We start from the raw sequence: 25,228 nt of genomic DNA, 5'->3' as shown, positions 1-25,228 counted from the left end.
AACATAGATAGTCTAGTTGAAATTTGATAGATTGTAACCCCGGAGTAAAGGAATTGTTACTTATTGAAGAAGAAAGTACAAGATGAGTGATCATTTGCTTGAAAAGATTCAAAGAAACCCCTTGAAGAATGATACTCTTCAAGGGGTTTCTCACATGATAAGCATCATGTGTTTAGAAAAAATCATCTGATGGGTTCTGCTTTTTAACAGTGGCATCGGCTTTATTGTTGTTATTGTTGTTATTCTTTTTAGCTTCTGCCTCTTTAGCAGCAGCTCGAATGGCACCATAATTTTTTTTAACGGTTTGTTTCTTATCCGTCTTGTTCCAACGCGTCCAACCTTTACTACCTGTTCCTCTACCTGTTCCACCCTTAGCTTTACTCATATCATCACTCCATAGTTTTTCGTATGTTGAGTTACTTATTTCACTTTCCCAATAGATTGAATTAAAGTTCTTACTCCCATACTCTATAATTTCTGAACTTATCATGATCATGAATATATGGGTGTTCGTCTTTAGTTCATTCTATCCAATTAGATATATTCATTACATGCTATATTCCTCTTTTTGCAACAAGTGAATTCATACTCTCTTCTATTATAGCATCATCTGACCCATGACTTTGTATTCCACCATCATAAAATAAACATTTATATTGAAATCAAGAACAACAATCACTCGTCAGGCTTAATCAAATATATTTTAACCCTTCATTTTGTGATAATAAATGGTGTGGGTGATTATGGTTATTTGTATAATTTGGTTTATTCACAACTTTTATCCAATCGTTTACGTCTAACCTACTAGATCCTATATATCCAGTGGATATAAGTTCAGAACCCAATAAACAATGAGGAGTATAATATGAAAAAATGGTCTGTTTTCCTTAGCTTTATCGTTGTTCTTACTTTAATATCTAGCCTACCTGTCTCTGCAGCTGCAGTCGATAAGACCTCCAACATCCAATCCTTCGACCCTACGTCACTAGTTAAAAATGATGGCACCTATTGGGTATGGGGTGGTAATCAATCCGTTCCCACGCAATTTCAAGGAATGACAGATGTAATGATTACCTTTGGTAATGATTATGTTATGAAGAAGGATGGATCCATCTGGTATATGGGAAGAAATCAATCATTATCAAGCACTCAAATTAATGAGGTCAAGAGTCTAAATCATATTAGCACATTTTATTATTCCTATGGAGATGAGTTATTTGCCTTAGGTGCCGATGGGAAAATCTACACAGCTGTGCATACCGATGGCAAATTAGACCCTACTCAATTTGTTCAAATTAAGGGAATAGACAAGGTAACTAACATAAGTAGTTATTATGATTTCAGCAAGCGAGAAGGCGAATTACGTTCGATATTTCTGAAGGATGATGGTACAGTATGGCATGATCAGAATGCATTACAATCTTTTGTACGCATCGCCTCTCTCAATGATATTACTTCTATTGCCACAAACATCGCACTGAAGAAGGACGGAACCGTCTGGAGATTGCCGTGGACAAGACAATTTAACGAAGATACCCAGGTAGATACAATACCTACTGTAATAAGTGGACTACGTAACATTAAGATAATCAAATCCAATGGTAACTCACATATGGCTATTGATGATCAAGCCCGCCTGTGGTTCTGGGGAGTCACGATAACCGGTTACTCGGACGGAACAACATATCACGACGGGAAGGCCCCAGTATTATTAAGCAATATTAAAGATGTAAAGGATACTTTTGTCGTTGAACGCTCTCTGATCGTTCAGACTCAGTCAGGAGATGTTTATGAAACATCTATCGAAGGTACATCCCTACCTGTGAATGCAAAATTCACGCTACTGACTTCTAATGTTAATCTGATCAAACAAGGAAACCGCTCTATCATCATGCAAAAAAACGATGGAACGCTTTGGGGTTGGGGTGTCAATAAGAATGGACAGTTAGGTTACGGAGACTACGAATTTATGCATAGCAATGCTGTACCCATGCAAAAACCTATTTCAGTTCAATTAAATGGAGAATCGGTAGCTTTAAATACGGGTGTCATTATTCGGAATTCTCAAGCCTTCATTCCGCTTCGTTCCGTATTTGAGAAGCTAGGGGCTACGATTACATTTGAGGAAATGAGTAAAGTCGTAACCATTAAACGTTCTGACGTGGGCACGCCTCCTCTCACGATAAGTATCAATATCAAATCAGGAGTAGTGACCGTCAATAACAAAGCTGTTAATCTTCAAAATGCTCCTTTCGGCGTAAATGGCACTTCCTACCTCCCGCTTCGTTTCATTAGCGAAACACTCGGAGCAAAGGTCGATTGGGTACAACAAACAGACAAGATCTCCATTACAATGAAATAGACTGTTCAAAAGATGCATCGAGTCATAACCAAAACGGCAAGCCACTCCCTGCTTCATGCAGTTCGTGCTTGCCGTCTTTGCTATTCGTATGGACAACGTAAACACGATCTCCTCTCACTTAAGAAAGAAGAAATGAGTTTATGAGTTCTTCTTCATGAAGTACAGTTGGAGTAGAGCAATGATTCGCCGTACTACATACTGACAGCATATAATCTGAATTCACTTGACTTGTATTAAAGAAATAAGGGCTATCATTCTGCTCCTTATCTATCGTAATTTCATTCCTATCATTAATATCCATTGAGAAAGAATTTAAGGGAATATGTAGCCCTTTACCTACAGCCTTGATATAACTTTCCTTTAGCGTCCACAGTTTATAGAAATAATTCCGTTGCTCCGAGCTGTCCTTCTGCATTAAATCCTCATATTCTCTTAGTGTAAAAAACCGCTTGGCAATCTCCAAATTAATATCTAACATTTGTTCTATGTCTATGCCAACCACATGATGATCTATCGCACAAGCAACCCATTCCCCTGAATGGGAAAGATTGAACTCAAAATTAGAATGCGATTGTAAATATGGTTTATGATATGTATTTTCGCCAAATCTAATATCACTATTAGGAATATTTAGTTGATCGATTATGATTGATCTTATTAGCAATTCTGCAATAACTGACCTGTGAACATCGTCAAATATTCTGAGTTTTGATACTTTGTTCTGTCTATCTATCGATAAATAGGGTAGCATTTTGTTAATTAAGGAAGGATCTATTGCTGTATTAATATTAACGATATATATTCCTACCATTGAGTAATTAACCTCCACCAAATCTAAGTTCCATCATCCCATCGTGCACATAGCTGTCAACGAATTCTCTATTCTTACTCATTATCGATGATGTTATCTATTACTTCTACATACTTCTCTAGATCCCCTTCTAAAAGCCTGTTCCAGAGGTTTCCTTATGCCATCTAAAATTTACCCACTATTCACTTGATCCTCTTATATCCGAATTAAAAAAACCACCATCTCTTACGATGCTGGTGTATTTGCTAATTCAATTGATCATGAAGTACTTGTAGCTCTTCTTGCGTAAGATCTCTCCATTGTCCTTGCTCTATACCTTCAAGGCATATATTCATAATTCGAATACGTTCAAGTCTTAACACGCGATAGCCAAGAGCCTTGCACATTCGACGAATTTGAAGATTAAGACCTTGCGTAAGAATGATGCGAAACTCCCTCTCGCCCATTCGAAATACTTCGCAGGGTTTGGTTGTCACATTAAGAATATCTACCCCATGGGACATTTCTTCAATGAATTGTTCCGTAACTGGTTTATCGACATTCACGACATATTCTTTCTCATGACCATGCTCTGCACGCATCATTTTATTGACGATATCACCATCGTTTGTAAGTAAGATCAACCCTTCCGAGGCTTTATCCAATCTCCCAATAGCAAATATTCGAGAAGGATGGTTAACAAACTCTATAATATTGCCTTTAACTTGTGGAGCCGCAGTGCAAGTAATCCCTATGGGTTTATTCAACGCAATATATACAGGTTGTTCTCTACTTGGTATAGGTGCACCATCAATTAGTACCGTGTCTCCATCAACGACATCATCTCCGGGCTCACAAGTGACATCATTGATTGTAATCCTCCCAGATGCTATTAATCTATCCGTCTCCCGCCTAGAACAATAACCCGTCTCGCTGATGTATTTATTGATTCTCACAGTTGATCAGACCGATGCACGAGCTGAAACCGTTGACAAACAACAAGCATTTTCGAATTAAAAATAAGATTCATTTGTTGAAGTCCTTCCGTGAAGAATGCTTCATGAACTTCACGCCAGTACTCCAACGAACGGTCTCCCTCACCTTCAAGAAAGGCATGTTCAGCACTCACTTCATCATACGGAACAACTTCCACCGATGTAGTGACTACAATGGACTTCGCTATGTCGTCGCCATCAAGGATAATATTATATTGTCCTACGAATGGAAGAGGCTCGTTTTCTATTTCGTACAGTTCATAGCTCGAGGCTGTGGCTGTTTTAGTTCCTAATAATACTAAATTCGATAGCTCATCAGCTAATTCATTTGTATATCCAAATTTCCATGCGTCATAATGGTTGGGCACATTCGGGTTCAGTACCACATATCGTTCCCACAGTTGTTTCGCAGAGTTATTATCCATTCTATTACCTCAATCTATTATTTTATTTACCATCTATATTAACATAAGAACACCTCTCGGATCATAGCACATTGCCAGGATTCAAAGAAGTGTTACCTTATCTGAATAATCAAGAGAATGAGTTAATTACCTTGGATTATGACTCAAGACTAACCCTCAAAAAAACCTTTCCCTCCCACAGGACACAACTTGGTTTGTTCTCCAAAGCCTGCAATCAAAGGTCTTCCACGTTGAATGATCGCTTTAGTCTCCTCTATCATAAGCGAATCCTTATGATCAGATTCATCACGCCATATCTCCGTCACCCATACTGCTTCAGGTTCACTATCGGAAATGTTGACGATGTACAATTCGCAACCTTCAACAGTTTCCATTAGCGTTGCAGCCTCTAAGAGCACTTTAACGAGAGCGTCTCGTTGCCCTGCGTGGGCAATGACTTTACCGAACAATCCAAATTTGATCATGTTTATCATCCTTTGCTATGTATTAGGCTCATATGGAATCGGTTCGTGTACTGTCCATTTCCCGGTAGTATTCCCCTAGTCCCAAGGTCACTTCCACCATCTTCTTCAGAAGTACATTAGGCTCGATAATGGTAATCGACTTCCCATAAGGGAGTAGAAAATATGGCACGTACGTCATAAGTGATTCCATACCCAATTTAAATTCTGCTACTGTAGGAGAACGTTCTATGAGCGCATGTCCAAATAACCAATGTTGACATAAATCGTTAAGTGCTTGTTCATAACCCTGAATCCTTACTATTATAAGCGATTCCGATTCGAGAGAATTAGGGAGCAGGCTGCTTATCAGAAAGTCCCGCGCCGAGAAATCCTCTGGTCTCTGAAAGTAATACTGTGTCAGTTCTAATGATTGGATACGATCTACGCGAAAGCTACGCGGTTCCTGCCGCTTATGACAGTACCCAACGACGTACCAATGCCCCTTCCAATATATGATTCCATAAGGATCGATACTTCTCACACAGGATAACTCATCTTTCCCACTCGTATATTGCATTTCCAATGTTCGGTTATTGGCAACAGCTAACTCTAATTGTTGTAGAGACGATTGTTGGAACACATCGACTGGAGGATGAATCACGGATAATCCATCTGAGTGTCGCTCCATATGCTCCAATTGTTCCTCATTTGTATATAACTTTAATTTATCAATTGCACGGTTCAACGTTTCTGCGAACGGATAACCCGCCTCTTTCGCAAAAGTAGATGCTTGTATGAGCGCTTTTTGCTCGTCCATATCAAACATTAACGGGGATTCTGAGAAGTTCTCTAGTATCCGGTATCCACCATAATGTCCGGAGTCAGCGATAATAGGCACCCCACTTGCACAAAGAGAATCAATGCATCGGTATACCGTTCGAATATGTACTTCCAATTCATCCGCAAGCTGCTGAGCAGTCTTTTGCTTTCCTGACTTCAGCAACCATAGTATAGAGAGCATATTATCTGCTTTCGACATAAAGTTACCGACACCTTTCTGCTTTATTGGATTGAATTATACCCATTATCTGGACGATACTCAACTCCGGATATGCAATCTTTCTATCGTAGTGGTTCCATTCCTCTTGCCACCCAATCCTCTCGTGTTGGACCGTATACATCAGGCACACGTAACCCAGCCTGGCGCATAAGAATTGTCATCTGTCCGCGATGATGTACTTGATGCATAATTACGAAACGCAGTGATGCACCGTTCATCCATTTCTCACCCCCCATATTCATGGTCTCTGTAAGTTTCGTATCTGTCCACTGTGACTTTATGGCATGAATCATGTCCCTACTGATACGACCATATTCATCAAGAACGGACTTTGCCAACGGCGGTATATGCTCACTCTTCGAAGGAGCCTCAAAAGACAATCCCATCGCTGTCAGATAGTTGACCGACTCCACAAGATGCCAAGCAATCTCTCCTAACGTTCGATAGTCAGAAGCAATTACCTGCAATAACGATTCATCCGTCAATACCTTAAGCACGCGTTCAGTGATTTCAGACTCTCTAATCCACTCTGCAACAAAATCATCTATTCTTACAAACATACACTTCTCCTCCAGCACTTCAATATATTGTTCATATATCTACTATAATTCACCTTCACTGACATCTATGGTCAGTGAAGATATACGCTACAACACTGGTGAAGTATTCAACTTCAAACTATTGAACAATAAATAACCCGCTCAGGTATATACCAGAACGGGTTATTTTCAATACTTATCAGTGAAAATTACTATATTATTTCATTATTTTGCAAATATCATTTGTGAATTGTACTGGGTCAACAACTTGCAATCCTTCGATCAACAACGCTTGATTGTATAAAAGGTTCGTATACAAACTTAGTTTGTCTTTATCGTTGGCATAAGCATCTCTTAAGGATTGATACACTTCATGATTAACGTTGATTTCCAATACCTTATCGGCTTTGGCATCTTGACCGTTAGCCATTCCCATTAAGATTTTTTCCATTTCAATGGTTAACTCACCTTCAGAAGATAGACATACCGGATGGGATTTCAGTCTCTTCGACGCTTTCACGTTAGTGACTTTATCCGTTAGGATACCCTTCATCGCTTCGAAGAGCTCCTTGTTATCGTTCTCTTCAGCTTCCGTAGGCTTGTCATTCTCATCAACTTCGATACCCAGATCACCGCTTGATACAGATCTGAATTCTTTCTCTTTATAACTCATGATCATCTTGATCGCGAATTCATCGATATCATCTGTGAAGTATAGAATCTCATAACCCTTATCTGTTACGATCTCTGTTTGTGGCAGTCTATCAATTCTTTCCATGGAATCACCAGATGCATAGTAGATGTACTTCTGATCTTCAGGCATTCTTGCTACGTATTCATCCAAAGTAACCAGCTTTTTCTCTTTGGAAGAGAAGAACATCAACAAGTCTTGTAGCAAATCTTTATTCATACCGTATTCATTGTATACTCCGAATTTCAACTGTCTACCAAAGGCACTAAAGAATTGCTCATATTTCTCGCGCTCATCCTTCAATAGGCTTTGCAATTGACTCTTGATCTTATTCTTAATATTCTTCGCAATGAGCGTCAACTGACGATCATGTTGAAGCATTTCGCGGGAAATGTTCAGAGATAGATCTTCTGAATCAACCATCCCTTTAACAAAGCTGAAAAAGTCAGGTAGCAAGTCAGAACACTTGTCCATGATCAACACACCATTGGAATACAATTCTAAGCCTTTTTCATACTCTTTGGTGTAATAGTCAAACGGTGTATTCTCCGGAATGAATAGAATGGCATTATAGACTACAGCACCATCGGCACTGATATGAATATGTTTGAGAGGCTTATCGAAACCGTAACGTTTCTCAGCATAGAAGTTATTATAATCATCTGCTGTAAGCTCATTCTTATTTTTGCGCCAGATCGGAACCATGCTATTGATGGTTTCTTCTTCAATAACTTCCTCTAGCTCATCTTCGCTACCTTCTACAGGTCGTTGTCCTTTGGCATCCATCTTAATCGGGAATTTAATGAAATCCGAGTATTTCTTAATGATGGTTTTCAAACGGTATTCTTCAAGATACTCATCATATTGATCATCTTCGGTATTCTCTTTAATGCTCAGAATAATCTCAGTACCTACAGTATCCTTCTCACATGGCACAATCGTGTACCCATCAGCGCCTTCAGATTCCCATTTGAAAGCTTCATCACTACCTAATGCTTTACTAATTACTGTAACCACATCAGCTACCATAAAGGCTGAATAGAACCCAACACCGAATTGACCAATGATATTGTGTCCATCTTTCGCTTCGTTATCTTTCTTGAATGCTAATGAACCACTCTTCGCGATCACACCCAAATTGTTCTCAAGCTCTTCTTGTGTCATCCCCATACCGGTATCAGAGATCGTAAGCGTTCTATTAGCCTTATCTGCTGTTACTTTGATATAGTAATCTTCCTTGTTAAATACGATTTCCTCATCAACTAATGCTTTATAGTACATTTTATCGATCGCATCACTGGCATTCGAAATAAGCTCTCTTAGGAAGATTTCTCTTTGCGTGTAGATGGAGTTAATCATCATTTCTAGTAATCTTTTCGATTCTGCTTTAAATTCTTGCTTAGCCATGAATAATAGTTCCCCTTTCAATATGAACAAATAGAGTTGTCTTCTAGTTAATAATACATGCTGTAAGTTTATACTTAAAATCGCTCTTTCAAACAATTAGCACTTCGATAGGTAGAGTGCTAATTCTTATTTTTACACATCGTGATTATTGTTGCAACATCTATTGTTATAAAAAAATCCACCCTGCTCAATTGAACATGGGTGGCTTCCTGCAATGTATAGAATCTAAGTCATGATTTATTACCCAACTGGCCGCTTTACTGTCAGCACCTCATATGGTTCAATCTTAAATTCCTCATGTAATACTACCTCACGAGTGACAGCATGCCATTCTTCCCCTAATGCGGAGATGGACTGCTCGTTTGCAGAATAATTTTGAATAAATAGAAACTCTGCATTCTCGCTTGTACGTGAGTCTATCAATACGCCATTTGGAATCGCTACATCAACAACGCGATGTAAATCCATACGATCAATCAATTCTCCATAGAAATCATCATAGAATGACTGTTCAAATTGAGTCGCAATATAGTAAGCTTCCCCACTGCCAAGGCTATGCTGTGTAAGAACAGGCTTACCTGCATAGAAATTCTCAGTGTACTCCATAAGCACCTTCGCGCCATTCAATTGAACAAGATCGCATAACATGCTACAACGGTATTCACCCTGAAGCTTGCCATTACCAAACGCCATCACTACTTTGCCGTTATTGTGCTCCTGATCGTATAAACCATCGATCTCCTCGGAAATAATACCCACAACATCAGTCAATTGATGTGGAACGGGACCTAGATGACAGAGGTCATTCTCGTTCACGATTCCGCTCCAATACGTGAGCACCAAGGTGCCACCTTGGTGGACGAATGCCTGTAGCTTACGTTCAATGTCTCCACGAAGCATATAGATCATCGGTGCGACGACCAACTTGTAGCCTGCGAAGTCACATTCCATATCTACAAAATCTACTGCGATCCCTTGTTGGTGGAAGGAACGATAATGGGATTGAACCGCTTCTTTATAGCCCATTCCAATGTTGCGTGGACCTTGTGAATCTTCAATTGCCCACTTATTCTCCCAATCATAGATGATAGCTACTTCAGACTTTGTCTGTGAACCAGCCACATCAGGGAGCTGCTTCATCATCTCCCCTAGCTTAGCTACCTCTTGAAATACACGCGTCTGACTACCGCCATCATGAGATACGACAGAACCATGAAACTTCTCACTAGAGCCACGACTCTTCCGCCATTGGAAATATTGTACCGAGTCAGATCCATGTGCAATCGCCTGCATGGAGGACAAAATGTGCATGCCTGGCTTTTTCAACTTAGACACGCTTTGCCAATTCGTTGAGCTTGGCGAACTCTCCATTAATAAGAAGGGCTTGTTCTTGATCGAACGCATCATATCATGAAACATAGCCGTATCAATTGCAATATCAAGATCTGATCCTTTATGCCATGTTGGATAGTTATCCCATGATACAATATCAATGACATCCTTGAACTTGAAGTAATTCAATCCATCATAGTAATACATAAAATTAGCGGTTACAGGGAGTTCTGGATGGTAGGATCGAACTGCACGGACTTCATGCTCCAAGAAATCAATGGTACGGTCCGTTACGAATCGTTTCCAATCCACATTAAGCCCGTGTGTTGCACTCTCTCCCTGTGGTGATGGGGATTCAATCTGCGACCAATCCGAATACGTATGACTCCAGAATGTCGTCCACCACTGTTCATTCAATTGATCAAGTGAACCATACTTCTCTTGCAACCAGCTTCGGAATTCAGCCTGACACAACGAGCAATGACATTCTCCACCATACTCATTCGATATATGCCATAACACTACAGCTGGATGATGCGCGTAACGCTCTGACAACCTCTTATTCAGTTGCATGATCTTGTCACGATATACAGGTGACGTATAACAGTGGTTATGACGACCTCCATATAATGCATGCTGTCTCGTTTCCGATACGCGCAGTACCTCAGTATACTTCTGCGCTAACCATACTGGACGTGCGCCTGAAGGTGTAGCGAGAATGACAGATATACCATTGGTATGCAACCTTTGAATCACATCGTCTAGCCAATCAAATTCATAGCAACCTTCCTGTGGCTCAAGCATAGCCCAAGAGAATATACCGATTGACATCACATTGCATCCAGCTTGTTTCATGAGTTCAATATCTTGCGCCAATACTTCTGGGTACTTGAGCCATTGCTCTGGGTTATAATCGGCGCCATGCAACAATCCTTTTTCAACTAACTGATTCACCGTAATATCCACCTCTTCGCTTTATTTCACTGATCCTAACATACCTTGCACAAATTGCTTCTGCATTAAGAAGAAAATAACTAACGTCGGTACAGTCGTAATAACAATGGCTACCATAATAACACCATAATCTGGATTATACGATGAGGCTAACGAAGATACAACCAACGGAAGTGTCTTCTTATCCTGCGTCTGCAACACGATTAACGGCCACATGAAACTATTCCAATAATTCATAAAGGTAATGATGGATGCTGCGGCATAGATCGGTTTCATCGTTGGGACAAAGATTCGGAAGAATAAACTCCATTCACCAAGTCCATCCACTCGTCCTGCCTGAAGTAGCTCACGTGGGAACGATTTCGTATTTTGCATAAAGAAGAATATCATAAAGGCCGTCGTCATCGACGGTAATATCACCGCAGTAGACGTATTCAACAATCCCGCTTGGCTGAACATCCGGAACATTGGAATCATCACAGCTGCGAATGGCATCATCATCGAGAGAAGTAGCACTCCAAACAATCGATCTTTACCTTTCGTGCGATAGATTTCAAATCCATAACCAGCCATAGAACATAGCACCAATGTACACAATGTTCCTATAACCGCGATCATAAGCGACATTTTAAATGAGTTACCAAGACTTGTTATCTCCAAAAGCTTATTAATATTTGTAGATAGCATATTACCTATTTTCAACTTCCCTTTTACAATATCCGATGAACTGTTTGTCATTCCGACCAGCATCCATAAGAATGGAAACAGCGAACAAACCGTAGCTAGTATCAAGAACGTGTGAACCATCATCAATCTTATGCGCTTCATTTCTTGTCACCTGCAACTTTCATCTGAATAAAGGCAAGGACAGCTACCATAAACACAATTGCATAAGATACGGTCGCTGCATAACCAAAGTTCGGCGTATACATAAACGATAAATTGTAGATATATTGAGATATCGTCATGGTCGCATTACCTGGTCCACCAGCTGTGATGTTAACGACCTCATCGAACAATTGCAGTGTGCTACTAGTCGATGTAATCATCGTAAGTAGAATGATTGGCTTCAATAAGGGTACTGTCATCGTAAACAGTTGTCTTGTCTTCGATGCGCCGTCAATCGATGCCGCTTCATATATGCTAGGGTCAATATTTTGCATAGCAGATAAATAGAAAATCATGTTATAGCCTGTCCAGCGCCAAGTAATGGCAACTATAATAACGACGCGCGACCACACAGGATCTAACAACCATGCGATTGGGACATCAATCATATTCATCTTCATCAGCAACTGATTAACAATGCCATCCACTGCGAATATACTCTTAAACAATATGGAATAAGAGACTAACGAAGTTACACAAGGCAAAAAGATTGCTGTTCTATAAAAGCCTTTAAATCGTAGATTGGGTTTATTTAATAAGTTGGCAATCACAAGACCAAGTATCAACATAATGGGAACTTGAATCGCAAGATATAATAACGTATTAAATGTAGCCTGTTTGAAGATAGGGTCAGAAAATAACCTTACATAGTTATTGAAACCGACGTAATTATAAACAGATCCCTTACCCGACTGAAACGATAGTAATAAGGATTGATACATTGGATAGAAACTAAATAATAGAATCAGCCCAGCTGGCACGGCAACGAATAGCCAACCTGTGAGTGACGCGTTCTTCCATTTACTCTTCATGAAGTCACCTGCTAGTTTAGATTGGAAAAACAGTAGACAGTGTAGTCTGTTTAATAAATAAACTCGCACACCATCTACTCTGGTATAACTACCTCAAGAATTACCTTATTGAGCTTGAAGCTCGAATAGCTTTTGTACATTTTTCAAGACTGTCGTAATGTCAGTACCATTCAGCAAACCTGGGAGCTCGTTCTTCAATGCATCTTTTGCTTCTTGCGTGTACATACCAAATGAAATACCAGGAACCTCTGTGGACCACTTGGTGAAGTCTTGATAGATGGCTTGGCCACCAAAGAATTCCGATTTCTGTTTGTATACTTCACTCGAGAATGCAGGCGTGAATGAACCAACACCACCATTTTCATTAAGGAATCTTTCGTAGAATTCACTATTACCACCTATTGTTTTGCTTAAGAAGTCCTTCGCAAGATCTTTATTATTCGATCCTTCCATAACAAACCAACTAGACCCACCTTCATTGGATGCATTCACTGCGCCTTCCAAATTAAAGCGAGGAATAGGCGCTACTGCCCATTTGCCACTTTGATCTTTGGCATCCATAATCGATGCAATCTGCCATACACCAGATATGACACTAGCTGTGTCCCCAGCATTAAAGCTACCGACAAATTCACTCCAACCTGTAACTGGTTTCGCAATGCCAGAATCAGAAATGGCTTTATACACTCGCATGGTCTCTGTCATCACAGGATTGTCTACAAAGTTACCCTTATTGTCCGGTGTAATAAACCAAGATCCTGCAGACTGTAACATGATTGCGTGTATAGCTTCTTCATTTGGATTAATCGTAGTCATATATTTGCCAGTCTTCTCTTTCACAACTTTACCGATCTCGATGTACTCATCCCAAGTGATATTCTCCAAATCTGCAGCCTTATAGCCTGCTTGCTCGAGATAATCCGTTCGATAGAACATTCCTGTGACACCAATATCAAAAGGCACACCATAGACCTTGTTATCAATTGTAAGTGCATCCACTTTGTATGGAGAGAACTTAGTGAAATCTACTTTATCTGTAAAGTCTGTAAACGTATTCGGGAATGCCGTTATATATTTCTGAATATTTACGTCATTCACTAGAATAATGTCTGGCAAGCCATCCTTCACGCCTGCTGCAAGGTTCGTATTGAGCTTCTGCTCCATATCAATTTTGGCCATATCGATGATTTCAAGTTCAAAGTTTGGATTTTCCTTCTGGTAGAGTTCCTCTGCAATTTTCAGTGCAGCTCCATTAAAAGATGGATCCCATGCCCATGCAACTACCTTCTGTTTATCAGACGATGTTCCCGCTGATTCTTTTGACGATGTTTCATTGGAAGAATCTCCGCAAGCTGCTAGCATCGATCCTGTAAGCGTTAACATTAATGCCGTAGAAATTATCTTCTTCATATAACTTGGCCCCTTTATCTGTGTTTATTTTGTGTCTGTATCCGCTCTCATGATTAATGATAAAGAATTTAAACAATCCCGTATAATAATAATTCACTCATTAGTAGAATTAATTTTAGTTTTGTCTTATCGCTAACAAGTATTCATTAGCAAAAATTATTGATTATGATATTTAATTCATATTTCAATCCAATCCTATCTAAAATAATTGCAACTTCAATTGTTTATATGATTAAATGATTAAATGTTACGTATAGAATTATTCAGACTTGAGGTGTCCTTATGTTAAACCGCTCTTCAAATTACCGGGTCATGATTGTAGATGATGAACCCATCCTTCGTATGGGGATATATCACCTTTGTAATTGGAGTGAATATGGTATTGAGTTCGTAGCACAAGCTTCTAATGGTTCGGAAGCATTACAATTAATTGAGCAGGTTAACCCCCATGTTGTCATTACGGATATTGTTATGCCTGTGATGGATGGTGTTGAATTGACCAAGCTTTTACGCAAACGTTTCCCTGATATTAAGCTTGTTGTGCTTAGTAGCTATAGTGAATTTGATTATGTTCGTGAAGTATTTAAATACGGTGTAACCGATTATTTACTTAAACCCAAAGTTACTGCCGAAGAGCTTGTGACACTTATTCAATCTTTATGCAGTAATCTAGACACGTCCCTTGTATCACATACTCCGAATCCAAAAGTTCCAGATTTAGGACTTCTAATAACTGAATGCCTCCTAAATAAGGGTGATCGGCAATTGGAGTTTTTGAGTGAGTTATCCAATCATTTTACAAACAATCAATTTCATATTGTAAAATGTAGCTCTTCTCTTCTGTTGTCCAAAACAAGTATGACACAAACAGAACTTGAAAGATCAATTATAGACCTAGCCCAGACCTATCTAGGCGATTTTAGTCATGCCAGCTATTTTCTTAATAATGAATGCTCCTTAATTATCAATGCTGATCAAGATCAAATGGAAAATTTCATGATAGCACTTAATCAGTTCACAAGTAGTGCGAAACAATCGCTACAATACGTAACATTCGTTCTTTCTCATGCATTTTCTATCTTAACAAGTCTCCCTTCCGTGAACGAACGACTGTCACTTTGTACAGGTAAAATGATTTATTTCAATCACAAGCACTACATTTCGGAAGGAAGCATATCCCTTGACATCGCTACAATTCCATTTGATATTGTGGAATTTACATCTTTCATTCACAATCTAGATTTTGAACAGTCCAAGAATAAATTGAAAGCGCTTTTCCAACAGATTGAATCAGCACAAGCCTCAGACGAGTACAGCTTGAAGCGATTTTGTCAGAATCTAATCTATACGATCATCAATACCATCGAACAGATGAAGTTGCCTTATTCGGAATTAGGTTCTACGAAGATAAAGTTATTTAAGACCATTGATCTAGCTGTTGATGTAGATGAATTATTGCAGATTATAAACCAGTTCATTGATCAAATCGAAATGGAGATCAGTGCAAAGGCTGGACGTCGGAATACAGCTATACTGAGTCGAATCTATGATTATGTGAATGAGAACTATGCACAAGATATTATGTTGTCAGAGCTAGCAGCAGAGCTACATCTAAATTACAGCTATCTCTCCTATTATTTCAAACAACAGACGAATGAGAACTTAACCACCTATATAAATAAGGTTCGAATCGAGCATGCCAAACAACTCTTATTGAATTGGGACCTTTCCATCTCTGAGATTAGCCGAATGACGGGGTTCTCCGAACACAATTATTTCTCAAAAGTATTTAAGAAGATCACGGGTATGACCCCCGCTGAGTATCGGAATCAAACAAGGTAAGGTGAGAAACATGTTAAGAATAAATAGCCTATTTGTAAAAATACTTGGGCTTACGCTATCAGGTATCCTTATCGCATCCATCATCTTAACGTTTGCATCCACCAGTATTTCGGAACGCTTGTTGCTGGATCAAGTGGTCAGCAATGCTTCAACGAACCTGAATTTTGTAAAAGATGATCTCTCCGATTATAGTGATGACATTGTAAATGCGATTCTAGAAATCAATAGCAGTCAAGAGTTCAAGGATTATGTGACAAAGCCCACTGTTACCGAGTTGGATCACCTTAATTTGGTTATGAAATTGGGAAAGTATCTCACCACATATAATCAATTTTTATATCCCAAAAACTCCCATATCATAGTCAGTGGAATGCCAAATACAGCAGGACGGCATTACTCAAGCAACGCTATCAAGTGGGATAAAGTTCCGAAAGATATCGTTGAGCGGTATATGGTCGTGGATGGTACGATTCCAAATCGAATACTGTACAACAGCAGTCAAGATTTATTTGACAATACGGTTCGATATGAACATTATATATTTGCTACCAAACCCTTGCTTGACAGCACCTCTGACAAAATGTATGGGTACGCGGTTGTCATCATTGATGAGATGAATATTCAACGTAAGTATCGTCAATATGTAACGAAAGGAACAGAGATCTCACTCATCTCATCCGCTGGTATCATTCTGTCTAGCAGTGACAAATCAACTGTCAGTACGAAGGACTTAAACCTCTTAATGTTAGCCAAAAAAGCACAAATGGCATCGAATGGTATCATATCAAATACCCTAAATAAGGAAACATACATTTCAATATATCTACCTATTTATGATGCTTATTTATTTGAAGAAATTGACCAACTTACCGCTTTCGCACCCTTATATAACATCGGCAATACGATCGTAAAGGTCGTAATCATCGTCTTGTTGATCAGCATGTTATTCGTCTATTGGATTAGTAGAAGGATTACTAGACCTTTGTACACGCTTGTCGATACGATGCATAAGTCCAAAGGGTCTGACCTGAAACAGCATCACAACGACACCAAGGGTAGCTATGAGACTAACGTATTATCCGGAGCATATAACGATTTAGTTCACGAGATCGATCATCATGTAGGCAACCTTATATTAGAGCAGAAACTGCGACGCAAAGCCGATCTAACTGCCTTACAGATGCAAATCAATCCACATTTTTTATATAATACACTAAGCTCGATTAAATATTTAGCAAGAATGCAGCGGAACGACCAAGTCGATCATACCATTGACAGTCTCATCTCGATGCTACAAAGTACGATTGGTTCAACAGAAGATCAAGTTACCATAGAGACTGAGATTGAGACACTGAAACATTATGTCTATATTAATCAAGTTCGCTACGGTGAACATTTCAAAGTTAATTATCAAATCTCTGACGATTGTTTACAACTGAGCGTTCCCAAGTTGATTGTCCAACCCTTCGTGGAAAATGCTTTCTTTCATGGCTTTGCAGGCCTCGCTAGTGGCAACATTAACATCTTTGTGATCAAACAAGACAATCTCCTTATTATTGAGATTATGGATGACGGCATCGGGATGATCGTGAGCGATAACTTAGAAACTCCAAAGAGACAACAACTCTCTGGGATAGGTATTCGGAACGTCGATGATCGCATCAGGCTACTGTTTGGAGGCGACTATGGCGTCACCATCCAGAGCGAACTCGGATATGGAACAGCAATAAAGATCATATTGCCTGTCTCAAGTTAAAACACGAAATACGTATCTATTTCTCCACAAAATAGACGAACAAAAAAGAAGGAGCTAATTAGCTCCCTCTTTTTCTTATATTAGCGGCTTCTACTTGTTTATTTCTTTGGAGTTGATGCCCAGATGCCCTCAAGCCACTTATCGAAGTCAGCGCCTTTATCACCTTCGTAGGTGTTGTATACATCAACGCGCATTTTTTTCAACTTCTCTTTGAACTCTTCAAAAGTATGACCAACTGGCAAACTCTTCTTAACGCGTAGAAGAATTTTGTTTACGCCTTTAAATAATTCGCGCTCTTTTCTTGGTGGCATCTCAACATCTTCTCCACATTCTTTCAATGCTTGAAAAGCAGCCTCTTGCACTTTATAGACAGAATCATTAGCCATGATGCGTGTTAAAATACCAATGGCTTGCTTATCATTCAACTTGCCCAGCTCTTCAACAGCACGTACCCGTTCTTCCCAGTTCGCCGCACCATTCGCAGCCTTTTTCAATTCATCAACGGTTGGAGCTAGCTCCACAATTTCTTCATTCATTACTTCTTCAACAACTACTTCTTCATTATTCAAACGATCCAATCCCCTTCTATATGAAATCTATATCATAATTATACCTTATACGTGTCTATTATTGCTCTACACTTTCAAAGCTAAACAGAAACATAAGGTTATCTACTCGGTTTACTAGTTGGTCTACTACTTGGTCTACTGTTCGGTCTACTCGAATTATTACTCGGTCTACTACTTGAATTACCATCCGATTTACTTCCCTTTGTAAACCACTCCGACTTAGGCTTCCGTGTAGGATTGGCCTTAGGATTAGATGGTTTGGAGAAAGCTGGCTTCGATGATCCTGAAGCTTTTTTTACAGGCTCAGTCGTAATCAACATCGGAAACGGATTGTCTTTCACTTCGGGAATACTCTTTCCGATCAATTTCTCAATGTCCTTAAGAAATGGAATCTCTTCATGCTCACAAAATGAAATTGCAACCCCACTTAATCCAGCTCTACCCGTACGACCGATGCGATGAACGTAGGTCTCTGGAATATTCGGGAGATTGAAGTTGATAACATGTGAAAGTTCATCAATATCAATACCTCGTGCTGCGATATCTGTAGCTACCAATACACGCGTTACACCACTTCTGAAATTACTAAGCGCAAGTTGGCGTGCATTCTGAGATTTGTTACCATGAATGGCCTGAGCCGGAACTTTCACTTTATCCAATTCACGTACAACGCGGTCTGCTCCATGTTTCGTACGGGTAAACACAAGTGCCGAAACAATCGATTTATCTTGCAACAAATGATTCAATTGTTTTTGTTTGTTAGCCTTATCTACCATATAAAGTGACTGTGTTATTCTGTCCACTGTAGAAGACACTGGCGTGATTTCTACCTTCACTGGATTATTCAGTAATGTTTTAACCATTTTAGTTATTTCTGGTGGCATCGTAGCTGAGAAGAAAAGCGTTTGTCTCTTCGCAGGCATTTTTGTAATAATTCTCTTCACATCATGAATAAAGCCCATATCGAGCATCCGATCTGCTTCATCAAGTACTAATATTTGTACATATTGTAAATCAATACGTTTTTGATTAATCAAATCGATCAATCTGCCTGGTGTTGCGATAATAATATCCGCACCGTTATTTAGCGCTCGCTCTTGTACTTTTTGTGATACGCCACCAACGATCGCAGTACAACGCAAATCGGTAAATTTGCTATACGCTTGAATATTGTCCGAAATCTGAAGAGCCAATTCTCTAGTCGGTGTCAGAATCAACGAACGAATACGGCGTATCGTGCTCGGTTTACTCTTCTGTGCGCTTAAGAGTTGGATAATCGGCAAAGAAAATGCAGCTGTCTTTCCTGTTCCAGTCTGAGCGCAGCCAAGTAGATCTCTTCCTTCTAGTACTGCTGGAATCGATTGTTCCTGTATTGGTGTTGGAGCAGTATAGTTCTCATTGCTTAGAGCCTTTAATATCTCTGGTATAAGTTTCAAATCATTAAATGTCATGTTGTCTCCTTAATTTTCAATACATATATTCTGGTTCACGTAACTTTCAACATTCTCTTGTAGCATCCCCAGGAAACCGTCCATTTACGTCATAACATATAAGGATACCACAAATGGGCTACCTTATGGTAACAAATCCTGATCCGTTACAACATCTTTTTACCTAAACATACGAAAAAAGCGGGAGTTCACCCGCTTCAAGGTCGCAATATTCTACAATATATACCATTTATTGTTTCCAAACCCATATCGAACATACATATCTGTTATTTAATATTTTCTAATTGTTCCGTAACCGACTCTATCATACTTACAAAAGCAGTTAGTTCTTGAGAGCTTGCCGCTTGCTCCCTTGCTAGTAAGGTCGTTCTTTCTGAATCTTTCATTACTTCTTGTAGAACCTTAGAAATCTCATTTAATGTGAATTTAATTTCCTTCAAAGACTCTTTAGAATGTAATGCTAATTTACGAATTTCGTCTGCTACGACTCCGAACCCTCTGCCGAACTCTTTCGCATGCGCTGCTTCAATCGCTGCATTCAAACCAAGCAAATGAGTCTGATCTGATACTTGTTGCAATAAATCTCCCACAACGGCTATTTCACCAATCTTTGAACGAAGTAGATTAACTTTTCCATAAGCTTGATCTTGAAGATCAGCAGTATTCGTCGCTGTTTCGGCAATCGACTGACTGCTACCACTTAATTCTACCATCATCGTTACGAGTTCCTGCACTGCCTTATTTATTTTAATAAGCGTATCTTGTCGTTCTTCAGATAATTCTTCAACCTTCTTCTTTTCATCTTGTTCATAAGATTCTAATACTAACTGAGAATCAAAATTAAACATTTTAGAAAGACTCAGCAAAATGGTCATCCAGTTCTCAGGAGCAACCTCTTTCAGGTTTTCAATAGAGAGATTCAAATAAGTCATATATGTTCCCAGGTACCAATTTGTCGTAAGTCCTATACGTGAGTGTACCTTACCGATAAACAGCCTTTTTTCAATGAATTCCATATCAATAGTACCTTCTACCATTGTCATGAAGTACCATCTTTGCGTCTTCTTAAGGGCTTCTATTGAACTATGCTTATTTATAATTGCAACAAGCTCGGGTTGTTGCAGTATACGATCATAAAGATCATCAACTACGATATCCGTAATGGCTTTAAAATGTTCTTTCTGTTCACTTAAAAACTGTAAATCTGCTTCAGTAATTCCCGTATAATCCAGTTGCCTTTTTCTTGATTCTGTAACTTGAATCATGATGTTTCCTCCAGTACAATTCTTATCATTCGCGTAATTTCTCTTATTGTATAGTTCGACAAATTTCTCATTTTCCCTTTTTCTTAACATCCGTTGTTAGCTATTTGATTCAAAAACATAAGAATTAATAAGTATACTTTACCAAATAAAGAGAACATTCAAAAAAGAAATCGCCTTCATTATAGATTCATTCCGCTAGTTTTACAAATAGTTCCTCAATAGATCGAAATAAAACCAATAAAAAACCCACCATATTACGCACTCTTAGGAGGCGTGGTGGGATCAGTTTACTATAATATATCTAAGGTATTAGGATTTCTATGCAATATCTAGAGATTTCGCAGCGGCCACGTAACTCGCCGCATGTTCCTTCAATCTGTCATACTCTCCAGCTTCAATCCAAGAAAGATTGACGAGACTGCCTCCTAATCCGAAGGCATATGCCCCCGAAGCTGCATAAATAGACATATTATCCAAAGTAACACCACCTGTCGCCACCATAGGAATGTGTGAAAGTGGACCTTGTAACTCTTTAATGAAAGAAGGGCCTAATGTTCCTGATGGGAACACTTTAACGGCTTGTGCCCCGAACTTCCAAGCTTGCACGATTTCAGTTGGTGTCATAGCACCTGGGACAATCGAAATACCTGCATTCACTGCATGCTTAATGGTATCTTCATCTGTATTGGGAGTGATTAAGAACTCAGCACCCGCCTTGATCGCCTCAGCTGCAAAGTCTGCATCAAGTACCGTACCCGCTCCAATATTTACCCTACCATCGAATCGATCTCGCCAACGTCGAATAATATTCAAGGCACCTGGTGTATTCATTGTGACCTCGAGGAAACGGATACCTCCCTCCCATAAAGCTTCAGCTGCTGCATCTGCCTTATCTTCTGGTATCCCCCTAACGATAGCGATGATCTTCGTCTCTTTCAACGATTCCATAAAATCCATAGGACATCTCCTTTCTTACTTTCGACCTTTTATCTTGTCATAAGCTTCTTCCGCTGTAACATAAATTGTAGTGCGGTAAGCTTTAAGCAAACCTGTCCAATCACCTTGGAATTGCTACGCAAGTGCTCCGTATACATTATCACGTTCCAATCTATGGGAAAAGCTTTTATATAACACAGTCCTAATGTCATTCAGTTATTGGTGAATCTCAGATGTTTATAGTAGAATGGTGTGAATCTATATTACAATTAGGAGCTGTCCAAATGGCTATAAGTTTCACGAAATCTGTTGTAAGTAACTTAACTAAAGAAATAGCTGAAATTCAAAGCAAAAGTAATCATGAAAAGAAGAGAACAGAAAAGGCATTAGCAAAAATAAACCAATTACAAAATGATGTGAAATTAAGTACTTCAGCTTACGACTTAAGCAATAAAATGAGTCGAATCAATAAATTAAAAGAAGATATCAAACAAAGTAAATCTTCACAAGCTGAGTTATCCAAACAATTGGCTATTAAAAGCGCTACACTCAATAAACAGCTTCCTAAAAATTAACTACTGGACGTTAAAATAAGAATAAAAAAGGACAGGTCGAATATCATTCGATCTGTCCTTTCCATCGTACTATCTAATCCAGTTAGATTAAGCCTTACTCATATTCAATAAAAGGATCAGGAATTTCAATATGATAAGCCTCAGCATCACTAACCCCAACTGAAAGCACTGCCCGACCATTGCCTAACCGTATAAGTCCGCCACTAAATATAACATCCACGAGATCCGGACGTTTACCAGGACCCCTGGGGAAGTCACTTCTTGTAGCTATGATTTTGATTGGCGTTATCTCGCAGGTACCGGGGTTTATTGAAAATACCATAGAATAATAGTGCTTGTGATCTGATCTATCAAAGCATGCTATATGCCCAAGAACGCCCACATGACCATTACTCAATAAATGAGCTTCATTCGCGCCGCCCCACTCTTCGGGAACAAACTGATTTCGAAGTACCTCTGCAGCAATGAAAGTTTGCTCGTTGAGATCATCCAGTGAATCGATGATCGTAAATCCGATTTGCCCTCTTCCACCTCTTGCGCCTTGCGGCCTTGTAAATACACCCACCCTACCATCCGTAAGCTCAATTAGACGAATATCCTTCATCGTTCCCGGTCCAGATGAGAAGTGACATAACGAATCAATTTGAAACCCACGATAAAATTGCGTAACCCATGACACAATCTTATCTGGATTTTTGGCAGAAGTGATCACTTCAACTCCACCAACAATTAACTCACCCTTGATGATGGTTGTACATGGATCCTGCAAATTATAAGTATGTGTATGAATACGGGGACTCCACACCTGATTGTTACATGTAAAAAAGAAGACTTGAGAGAACTCACTATCCCGTTCCTCAACTCTTCCTAATAGCACTTCTTCCCCGCCATATCGAAACGGAGCCGTTATATTATATACATCCCGATTCCCAACCCCAGAGAATACTAGCTTCTCCACATTCATCTTTCGGGGATTCGCATAAAATGTCTCTAGAAGCTGTTTACAGGTTTTCGGTTGTATCGGTTCCGTTGTCATTGCCGTCCTCCTTATGATCAATCGACTCACATTCATCTATCGTCCGATCATTATGTTCATCCTCATCAATTCTAATAAGTTGCCCCGGCTGGACATTGAAATATAGACAAAGCTTTAGCAACAAGTCCCTAGGATACTGTATCATTTCATCCTTATACATCCGACGTATGGAATCAAAGTGGTAATTAACATCCTTTGCAAGCTTGCGTATAGATAATTTAGGATCATGGTTCTCCATGACATCTTTTAATTTGCTGCGTATGACTGCCATACATGCACCCCCTAAACTAATATATATGGAAAATCATGGATAAGTCAACAAAATTGACAAGAAAAAATGGTCATGTTATAGTAAAAACAGGAAATAATTACTAATTTTTAAAATAATATTCCACTTCCCCTCAGAAATAAAGACCTCTTTATTTTCTTTTTTTTATCCAAAAATCATGAACCATATGGAGGCTCGTTATTATGAAAGCTATTAACAGCAATCGCAATATCGTTTTTCTAGGAACCAGCCTACCGAGAGAATGTGGCATTGCAACATTTACACAAGATTTATTAGATCAATTCGAGCACATCCAAGGATTCAATAAACCTCATATCATCGCCATAAACAACAACGAAACATACCACTATTCAGAGCAAGTGATGCGGGAAATTGAACAGCAGAAGTTATCCGATTATATAGATACCGCCGACTTTCTTAACTCATCAGACGTCGATCTTCTTATTATCCAGCATGAATTTGGAATTTATGGAGGAGAAAGCGGGGAATATTTGATTCCATTCATCGAGAAGCTTAGTATTCCATATGTCGTCATTTTCCATACTGTATTAACACAACCTTCTTCTAAACAGCTGCACATCATCAATCGCGTTGCGGAACTCAGTGTTCAAGTCGTAACGATGGCGCAATCTACCGTACAAGATTTGATCACTATTTATGGAATTGAAGCTACAAAAGTATCTTTCATTCACCACGGCGTACCTTTTGTCAAAACAGAATCAAGATCCAAGCTTAAAGAAATTTATGGATTTGCCGACCGGAAAGTTCTATCTACCTTTGGCTTCTTAAGCCCTGGTAAGGGTATTGAATATAGCATTGAAGCCATGCGTGGCGTGGTCAAACAACATCCTGATTCTCTCTATATCATTTGGGGAAAAACACATCCAGTCGTCAAACAAGAAACAGGCGAGGTATATAGACAGAAGCTGATAGACCTTGTTGAGGAATATGATTTACAATCTAACGTTCTTTTCGTAGATAAGCTGTTAACTCAAGAGGAAGTCATTCAATCCCTTGTAATGTCAGACATCTACATAACTCCTTATTTAGGCAAAGATCAGGCCGTTAGCGGCACTTTGGCATATGGCGTTGGATATGGTCGGGTCATTGTCTCCACACCTTACCGATATGCCGAGGAAATGCTGGCTGAAGGTAGAGGCTTGCTGGCAGACTTCCGCGATTCCGCTTCCTTAGAAGCTTGCATCCTCCAATTACTAGATAACCCTACGATGATAAAAGATATGGAAGATCGCACACTTGAACTTGGTAAAACTATGCTATGGAACGAAATCGCCAAGACCTATGCTGCAATGTTCCAAGAAATTATATCGATCTCTGAATTATCTACAGTGGATGCTTCCGATGCTAGTTTTGCTAAAGCAAAACTTTTAGGAGTGTGAT

The 25,228-nt window shown here is 39.3% G+C and carries 23 protein-coding genes; 5 read left to right on the top strand and 18 right to left on the bottom strand.

The annotated features are described in order from the left end of the window. Positions 1-172: 172 nt before the first annotated feature. Positions 173-496 carry a DUF3934 family protein gene (locus tag PBAT_RS03205; protein WP_420848722.1) on the bottom strand — a complete coding sequence of 108 codons (324 nt, stop codon included), beginning with the start codon at positions 494-496 and terminating at the stop codon, positions 173-175. Between the two features lie 369 nt (positions 497-865). Between PBAT_RS03205 and PBAT_RS03200 the strand changes: the two genes are divergently transcribed. Then, positions 866-2,362 (top strand): stalk domain-containing protein, encoded by a 1,497-nt coding sequence (locus PBAT_RS03200; RefSeq protein WP_068646490.1) that lies wholly within the window; start codon positions 866-868, stop codon positions 2,360-2,362. 118 nt (positions 2,363-2,480) lie between these two features. On the opposite strand, the gene PBAT_RS03195 is transcribed toward PBAT_RS03200, so the two are convergent. The 11 genes from PBAT_RS03195 to PBAT_RS03145 all read right to left on the bottom strand — a co-directional run bounded on the left by PBAT_RS03195 (position 2,481) and on the right by PBAT_RS03145 (position 14,108). Then, complete coding sequence (locus PBAT_RS03195) at positions 2,481-3,173, bottom strand: 4'-phosphopantetheinyl transferase family protein (protein WP_068646488.1); 693 nt, start codon at positions 3,171-3,173, stop codon at positions 2,481-2,483. A gap of 245 nt (positions 3,174-3,418) precedes the next feature. After that, positions 3,419-4,108 (bottom strand): pseudouridine synthase, encoded by a 690-nt coding sequence (locus PBAT_RS03190; RefSeq protein WP_068646486.1) that lies wholly within the window; start codon positions 4,106-4,108, stop codon positions 3,419-3,421. Continuing rightward, a complete protein-coding gene (locus tag PBAT_RS03185) occupies positions 4,105-4,572 on the bottom strand; it encodes an ASCH domain-containing protein (protein WP_068646484.1) in 468 nt (155 codons plus the stop codon). The genes PBAT_RS03190 and PBAT_RS03185 overlap by 4 nt, the downstream gene beginning before the upstream one ends. 149 nt (positions 4,573-4,721) lie before the next feature. Then, positions 4,722-5,036, bottom strand: a complete 315-nt coding sequence (locus PBAT_RS03180; RefSeq protein WP_068646482.1) for a putative quinol monooxygenase — start codon at positions 5,034-5,036, stop codon at positions 4,722-4,724. A 28-nt stretch (positions 5,037-5,064) separates the two neighbouring features. After that, positions 5,065-6,054 carry a helix-turn-helix transcriptional regulator gene (locus PBAT_RS03175; RefSeq protein WP_068646480.1) on the bottom strand — a complete coding sequence of 330 codons (990 nt, stop codon included), beginning with the start codon at positions 6,052-6,054 and terminating at the stop codon, positions 5,065-5,067. A gap of 83 nt (positions 6,055-6,137) precedes the next feature. Further along, positions 6,138-6,635 carry a DinB family protein gene (locus PBAT_RS03170; RefSeq protein WP_068646478.1) on the bottom strand — a complete coding sequence of 166 codons (498 nt, stop codon included), beginning with the start codon at positions 6,633-6,635 and terminating at the stop codon, positions 6,138-6,140. A 196-nt stretch (positions 6,636-6,831) separates the two neighbouring features. Then, on the bottom strand, positions 6,832-8,712 hold the full coding sequence (gene htpG / locus PBAT_RS03165; protein WP_068646476.1) for a molecular chaperone HtpG: 1,881 nt from the start codon (positions 8,710-8,712) through the stop codon (positions 6,832-6,834). 240 nt (positions 8,713-8,952) lie between these two features. Further along, a complete protein-coding gene (locus tag PBAT_RS03160) occupies positions 8,953-10,998 on the bottom strand; it encodes a beta-galactosidase (RefSeq protein WP_068646474.1) in 2,046 nt (681 codons plus the stop codon). Between the two features lie 21 nt (positions 10,999-11,019). After that, positions 11,020-11,826 (bottom strand): carbohydrate ABC transporter permease, encoded by an 807-nt coding sequence (locus tag PBAT_RS03155; RefSeq protein WP_068646472.1) that lies wholly within the window; start codon positions 11,824-11,826, stop codon positions 11,020-11,022. After that, entirely contained in the window at positions 11,823-12,698 is an 876-nt protein-coding gene (locus tag PBAT_RS03150; protein ID WP_068646470.1) for a carbohydrate ABC transporter permease, read from the bottom strand. Before PBAT_RS03150 ends, PBAT_RS03155 begins: the two co-directional genes overlap by 4 nt. A gap of 105 nt (positions 12,699-12,803) precedes the next feature. Continuing rightward, positions 12,804-14,108 (bottom strand): ABC transporter substrate-binding protein, encoded by a 1,305-nt coding sequence (locus PBAT_RS03145; protein ID WP_068646468.1) that lies wholly within the window; start codon positions 14,106-14,108, stop codon positions 12,804-12,806. Between the two features lie 282 nt (positions 14,109-14,390). On the opposite strand from PBAT_RS03145, the gene PBAT_RS03140 reads away from it, so the two are divergent. Both PBAT_RS03140 and PBAT_RS03135 read left to right on the top strand, forming a co-directional pair. Beyond that, on the top strand, positions 14,391-15,950 hold the full coding sequence (locus tag PBAT_RS03140; RefSeq protein WP_068646466.1) for a response regulator transcription factor: 1,560 nt from the start codon (positions 14,391-14,393) through the stop codon (positions 15,948-15,950). A gap of 10 nt (positions 15,951-15,960) precedes the next feature. Beyond that, on the top strand, positions 15,961-17,706 hold the full coding sequence (locus tag PBAT_RS03135; protein WP_068646464.1) for a sensor histidine kinase: 1,746 nt from the start codon (positions 15,961-15,963) through the stop codon (positions 17,704-17,706). 98 nt (positions 17,707-17,804) lie between these two features. Here PBAT_RS03135 and PBAT_RS03130 read toward each other — a convergent pair whose 3' ends face one another. The 4 genes from PBAT_RS03130 to PBAT_RS03115 all read right to left on the bottom strand — a co-directional run bounded on the left by PBAT_RS03130 (position 17,805) and on the right by PBAT_RS03115 (position 21,948). Next, entirely contained in the window at positions 17,805-18,242 is a 438-nt protein-coding gene (locus PBAT_RS03130; RefSeq protein ID WP_068646820.1) for a HEAT repeat domain-containing protein, read from the bottom strand. A 131-nt stretch (positions 18,243-18,373) separates the two neighbouring features. Beyond that, a complete protein-coding gene (locus PBAT_RS03125) occupies positions 18,374-19,726 on the bottom strand; it encodes a DEAD/DEAH box helicase (RefSeq protein ID WP_068646462.1) in 1,353 nt (450 codons plus the stop codon). 266 nt (positions 19,727-19,992) lie between these two features. Next, positions 19,993-20,991, bottom strand: coding sequence for a globin-coupled sensor protein (locus tag PBAT_RS03120; RefSeq protein WP_068646460.1), 999 nt, complete (start codon positions 20,989-20,991; stop codon positions 19,993-19,995). 318 nt (positions 20,992-21,309) lie between these two features. Then, positions 21,310-21,948 (bottom strand): bifunctional 4-hydroxy-2-oxoglutarate aldolase/2-dehydro-3-deoxy-phosphogluconate aldolase, encoded by a 639-nt coding sequence (locus PBAT_RS03115; RefSeq protein ID WP_068646458.1) that lies wholly within the window; start codon positions 21,946-21,948, stop codon positions 21,310-21,312. A 212-nt stretch (positions 21,949-22,160) separates the two neighbouring features. On the opposite strand from PBAT_RS03115, the gene PBAT_RS03110 reads away from it, so the two are divergent. Further along, a complete protein-coding gene (locus PBAT_RS03110) occupies positions 22,161-22,502 on the top strand; it encodes a hypothetical protein (RefSeq protein ID WP_068646456.1) in 342 nt (113 codons plus the stop codon). A 94-nt stretch (positions 22,503-22,596) separates the two neighbouring features. Here the strand turns inward: PBAT_RS03110 and PBAT_RS03105 are convergent, their stop codons facing one another. Next, complete coding sequence (locus PBAT_RS03105; protein ID WP_068646454.1) at positions 22,597-23,538, bottom strand: DUF1861 family protein; 942 nt, start codon at positions 23,536-23,538, stop codon at positions 22,597-22,599. Beyond that, the gene (locus PBAT_RS03100; protein ID WP_068646452.1) at positions 23,504-23,809 is read right to left on the bottom strand and encodes a helix-turn-helix domain-containing protein; all 306 of its coding nucleotides are present in this window, start codon (positions 23,807-23,809) and stop codon (positions 23,504-23,506) included. Before PBAT_RS03100 ends, PBAT_RS03105 begins: the two co-directional genes overlap by 35 nt. A 200-nt stretch (positions 23,810-24,009) precedes the next feature. Between PBAT_RS03100 and PBAT_RS03095 the strand changes: the two genes are divergently transcribed. Then, positions 24,010-25,227 carry a glycosyltransferase family 4 protein gene (locus PBAT_RS03095; RefSeq protein ID WP_068646450.1) on the top strand — a complete coding sequence of 406 codons (1,218 nt, stop codon included), beginning with the start codon at positions 24,010-24,012 and terminating at the stop codon, positions 25,225-25,227. The last annotated feature ends 1 nt before the right edge of the window (position 25,228 follow it).

The organism is Paenibacillus antarcticus, from assembly GCF_001637225.1.
Lineage (GTDB): Bacteria > Bacillota > Bacilli > Paenibacillales > Paenibacillaceae > Paenibacillus_AQ > Paenibacillus_AQ antarcticus.
This window is presented reverse-complemented; position numbering and strand designations above follow the sequence as displayed.

Bases quoted from the DNA above. Each gene is read 5' to 3' on its own strand.
- PBAT_RS03205 (WP_420848722.1), bottom strand. From the start codon at position 496: ATGATCATGATAAGTTCAGAAATTATAGAGTATGGGAGTAAGAACTTT.
- PBAT_RS03200 (WP_068646490.1), top strand. From the start codon at position 866: ATGAAAAAATGGTCTGTTTTCCTTAGCTTTATCGTTGTTCTTACTTTA.
- PBAT_RS03195 (WP_068646488.1), bottom strand. From the start codon at position 3,173: ATGGTAGGAATATATATCGTTAATATTAATACAGCAATAGATCCTTCC.
- PBAT_RS03185 (WP_068646484.1), bottom strand. From the start codon at position 4,572: ATGGATAATAACTCTGCGAAACAACTGTGGGAACGATATGTGGTACTG.
- PBAT_RS03180 (WP_068646482.1), bottom strand. From the start codon at position 5,036: ATGATCAAATTTGGATTGTTCGGTAAAGTCATTGCCCACGCAGGGCAA.
- PBAT_RS03175 (WP_068646480.1), bottom strand. From the start codon at position 6,054: ATGTCGAAAGCAGATAATATGCTCTCTATACTATGGTTGCTGAAGTCA.
- PBAT_RS03170 (WP_068646478.1), bottom strand. From the start codon at position 6,635: ATGTTTGTAAGAATAGATGATTTTGTTGCAGAGTGGATTAGAGAGTCT.
- htpG (WP_068646476.1), bottom strand. From the start codon at position 8,712: ATGGCTAAGCAAGAATTTAAAGCAGAATCGAAAAGATTACTAGAAATG.
- PBAT_RS03155 (WP_068646472.1), bottom strand. From the start codon at position 11,826: ATGAAGCGCATAAGATTGATGATGGTTCACACGTTCTTGATACTAGCT.
- PBAT_RS03150 (WP_068646470.1), bottom strand. From the start codon at position 12,698: ATGAAGAGTAAATGGAAGAACGCGTCACTCACAGGTTGGCTATTCGTT.
- PBAT_RS03145 (WP_068646468.1), bottom strand. From the start codon at position 14,108: ATGAAGAAGATAATTTCTACGGCATTAATGTTAACGCTTACAGGATCG.
- PBAT_RS03140 (WP_068646466.1), top strand. From the start codon at position 14,391: ATGTTAAACCGCTCTTCAAATTACCGGGTCATGATTGTAGATGATGAA.
- PBAT_RS03135 (WP_068646464.1), top strand. From the start codon at position 15,961: ATGTTAAGAATAAATAGCCTATTTGTAAAAATACTTGGGCTTACGCTA.
- PBAT_RS03130 (WP_068646820.1), bottom strand. From the start codon at position 18,242: ATGAATGAAGAAATTGTGGAGCTAGCTCCAACCGTTGATGAATTGAAA.
- PBAT_RS03125 (WP_068646462.1), bottom strand. From the start codon at position 19,726: ATGACATTTAATGATTTGAAACTTATACCAGAGATATTAAAGGCTCTA.
- PBAT_RS03120 (WP_068646460.1), bottom strand. From the start codon at position 20,991: ATGATTCAAGTTACAGAATCAAGAAAAAGGCAACTGGATTATACGGGA.
- PBAT_RS03115 (WP_068646458.1), bottom strand. From the start codon at position 21,948: ATGGATTTTATGGAATCGTTGAAAGAGACGAAGATCATCGCTATCGTT.
- PBAT_RS03110 (WP_068646456.1), top strand. From the start codon at position 22,161: ATGTTTATAGTAGAATGGTGTGAATCTATATTACAATTAGGAGCTGTC.
- PBAT_RS03105 (WP_068646454.1), bottom strand. From the start codon at position 23,538: ATGACAACGGAACCGATACAACCGAAAACCTGTAAACAGCTTCTAGAG.
- PBAT_RS03100 (WP_068646452.1), bottom strand. From the start codon at position 23,809: ATGGCAGTCATACGCAGCAAATTAAAAGATGTCATGGAGAACCATGAT.
- PBAT_RS03095 (WP_068646450.1), top strand. From the start codon at position 24,010: ATGAAAGCTATTAACAGCAATCGCAATATCGTTTTTCTAGGAACCAGC.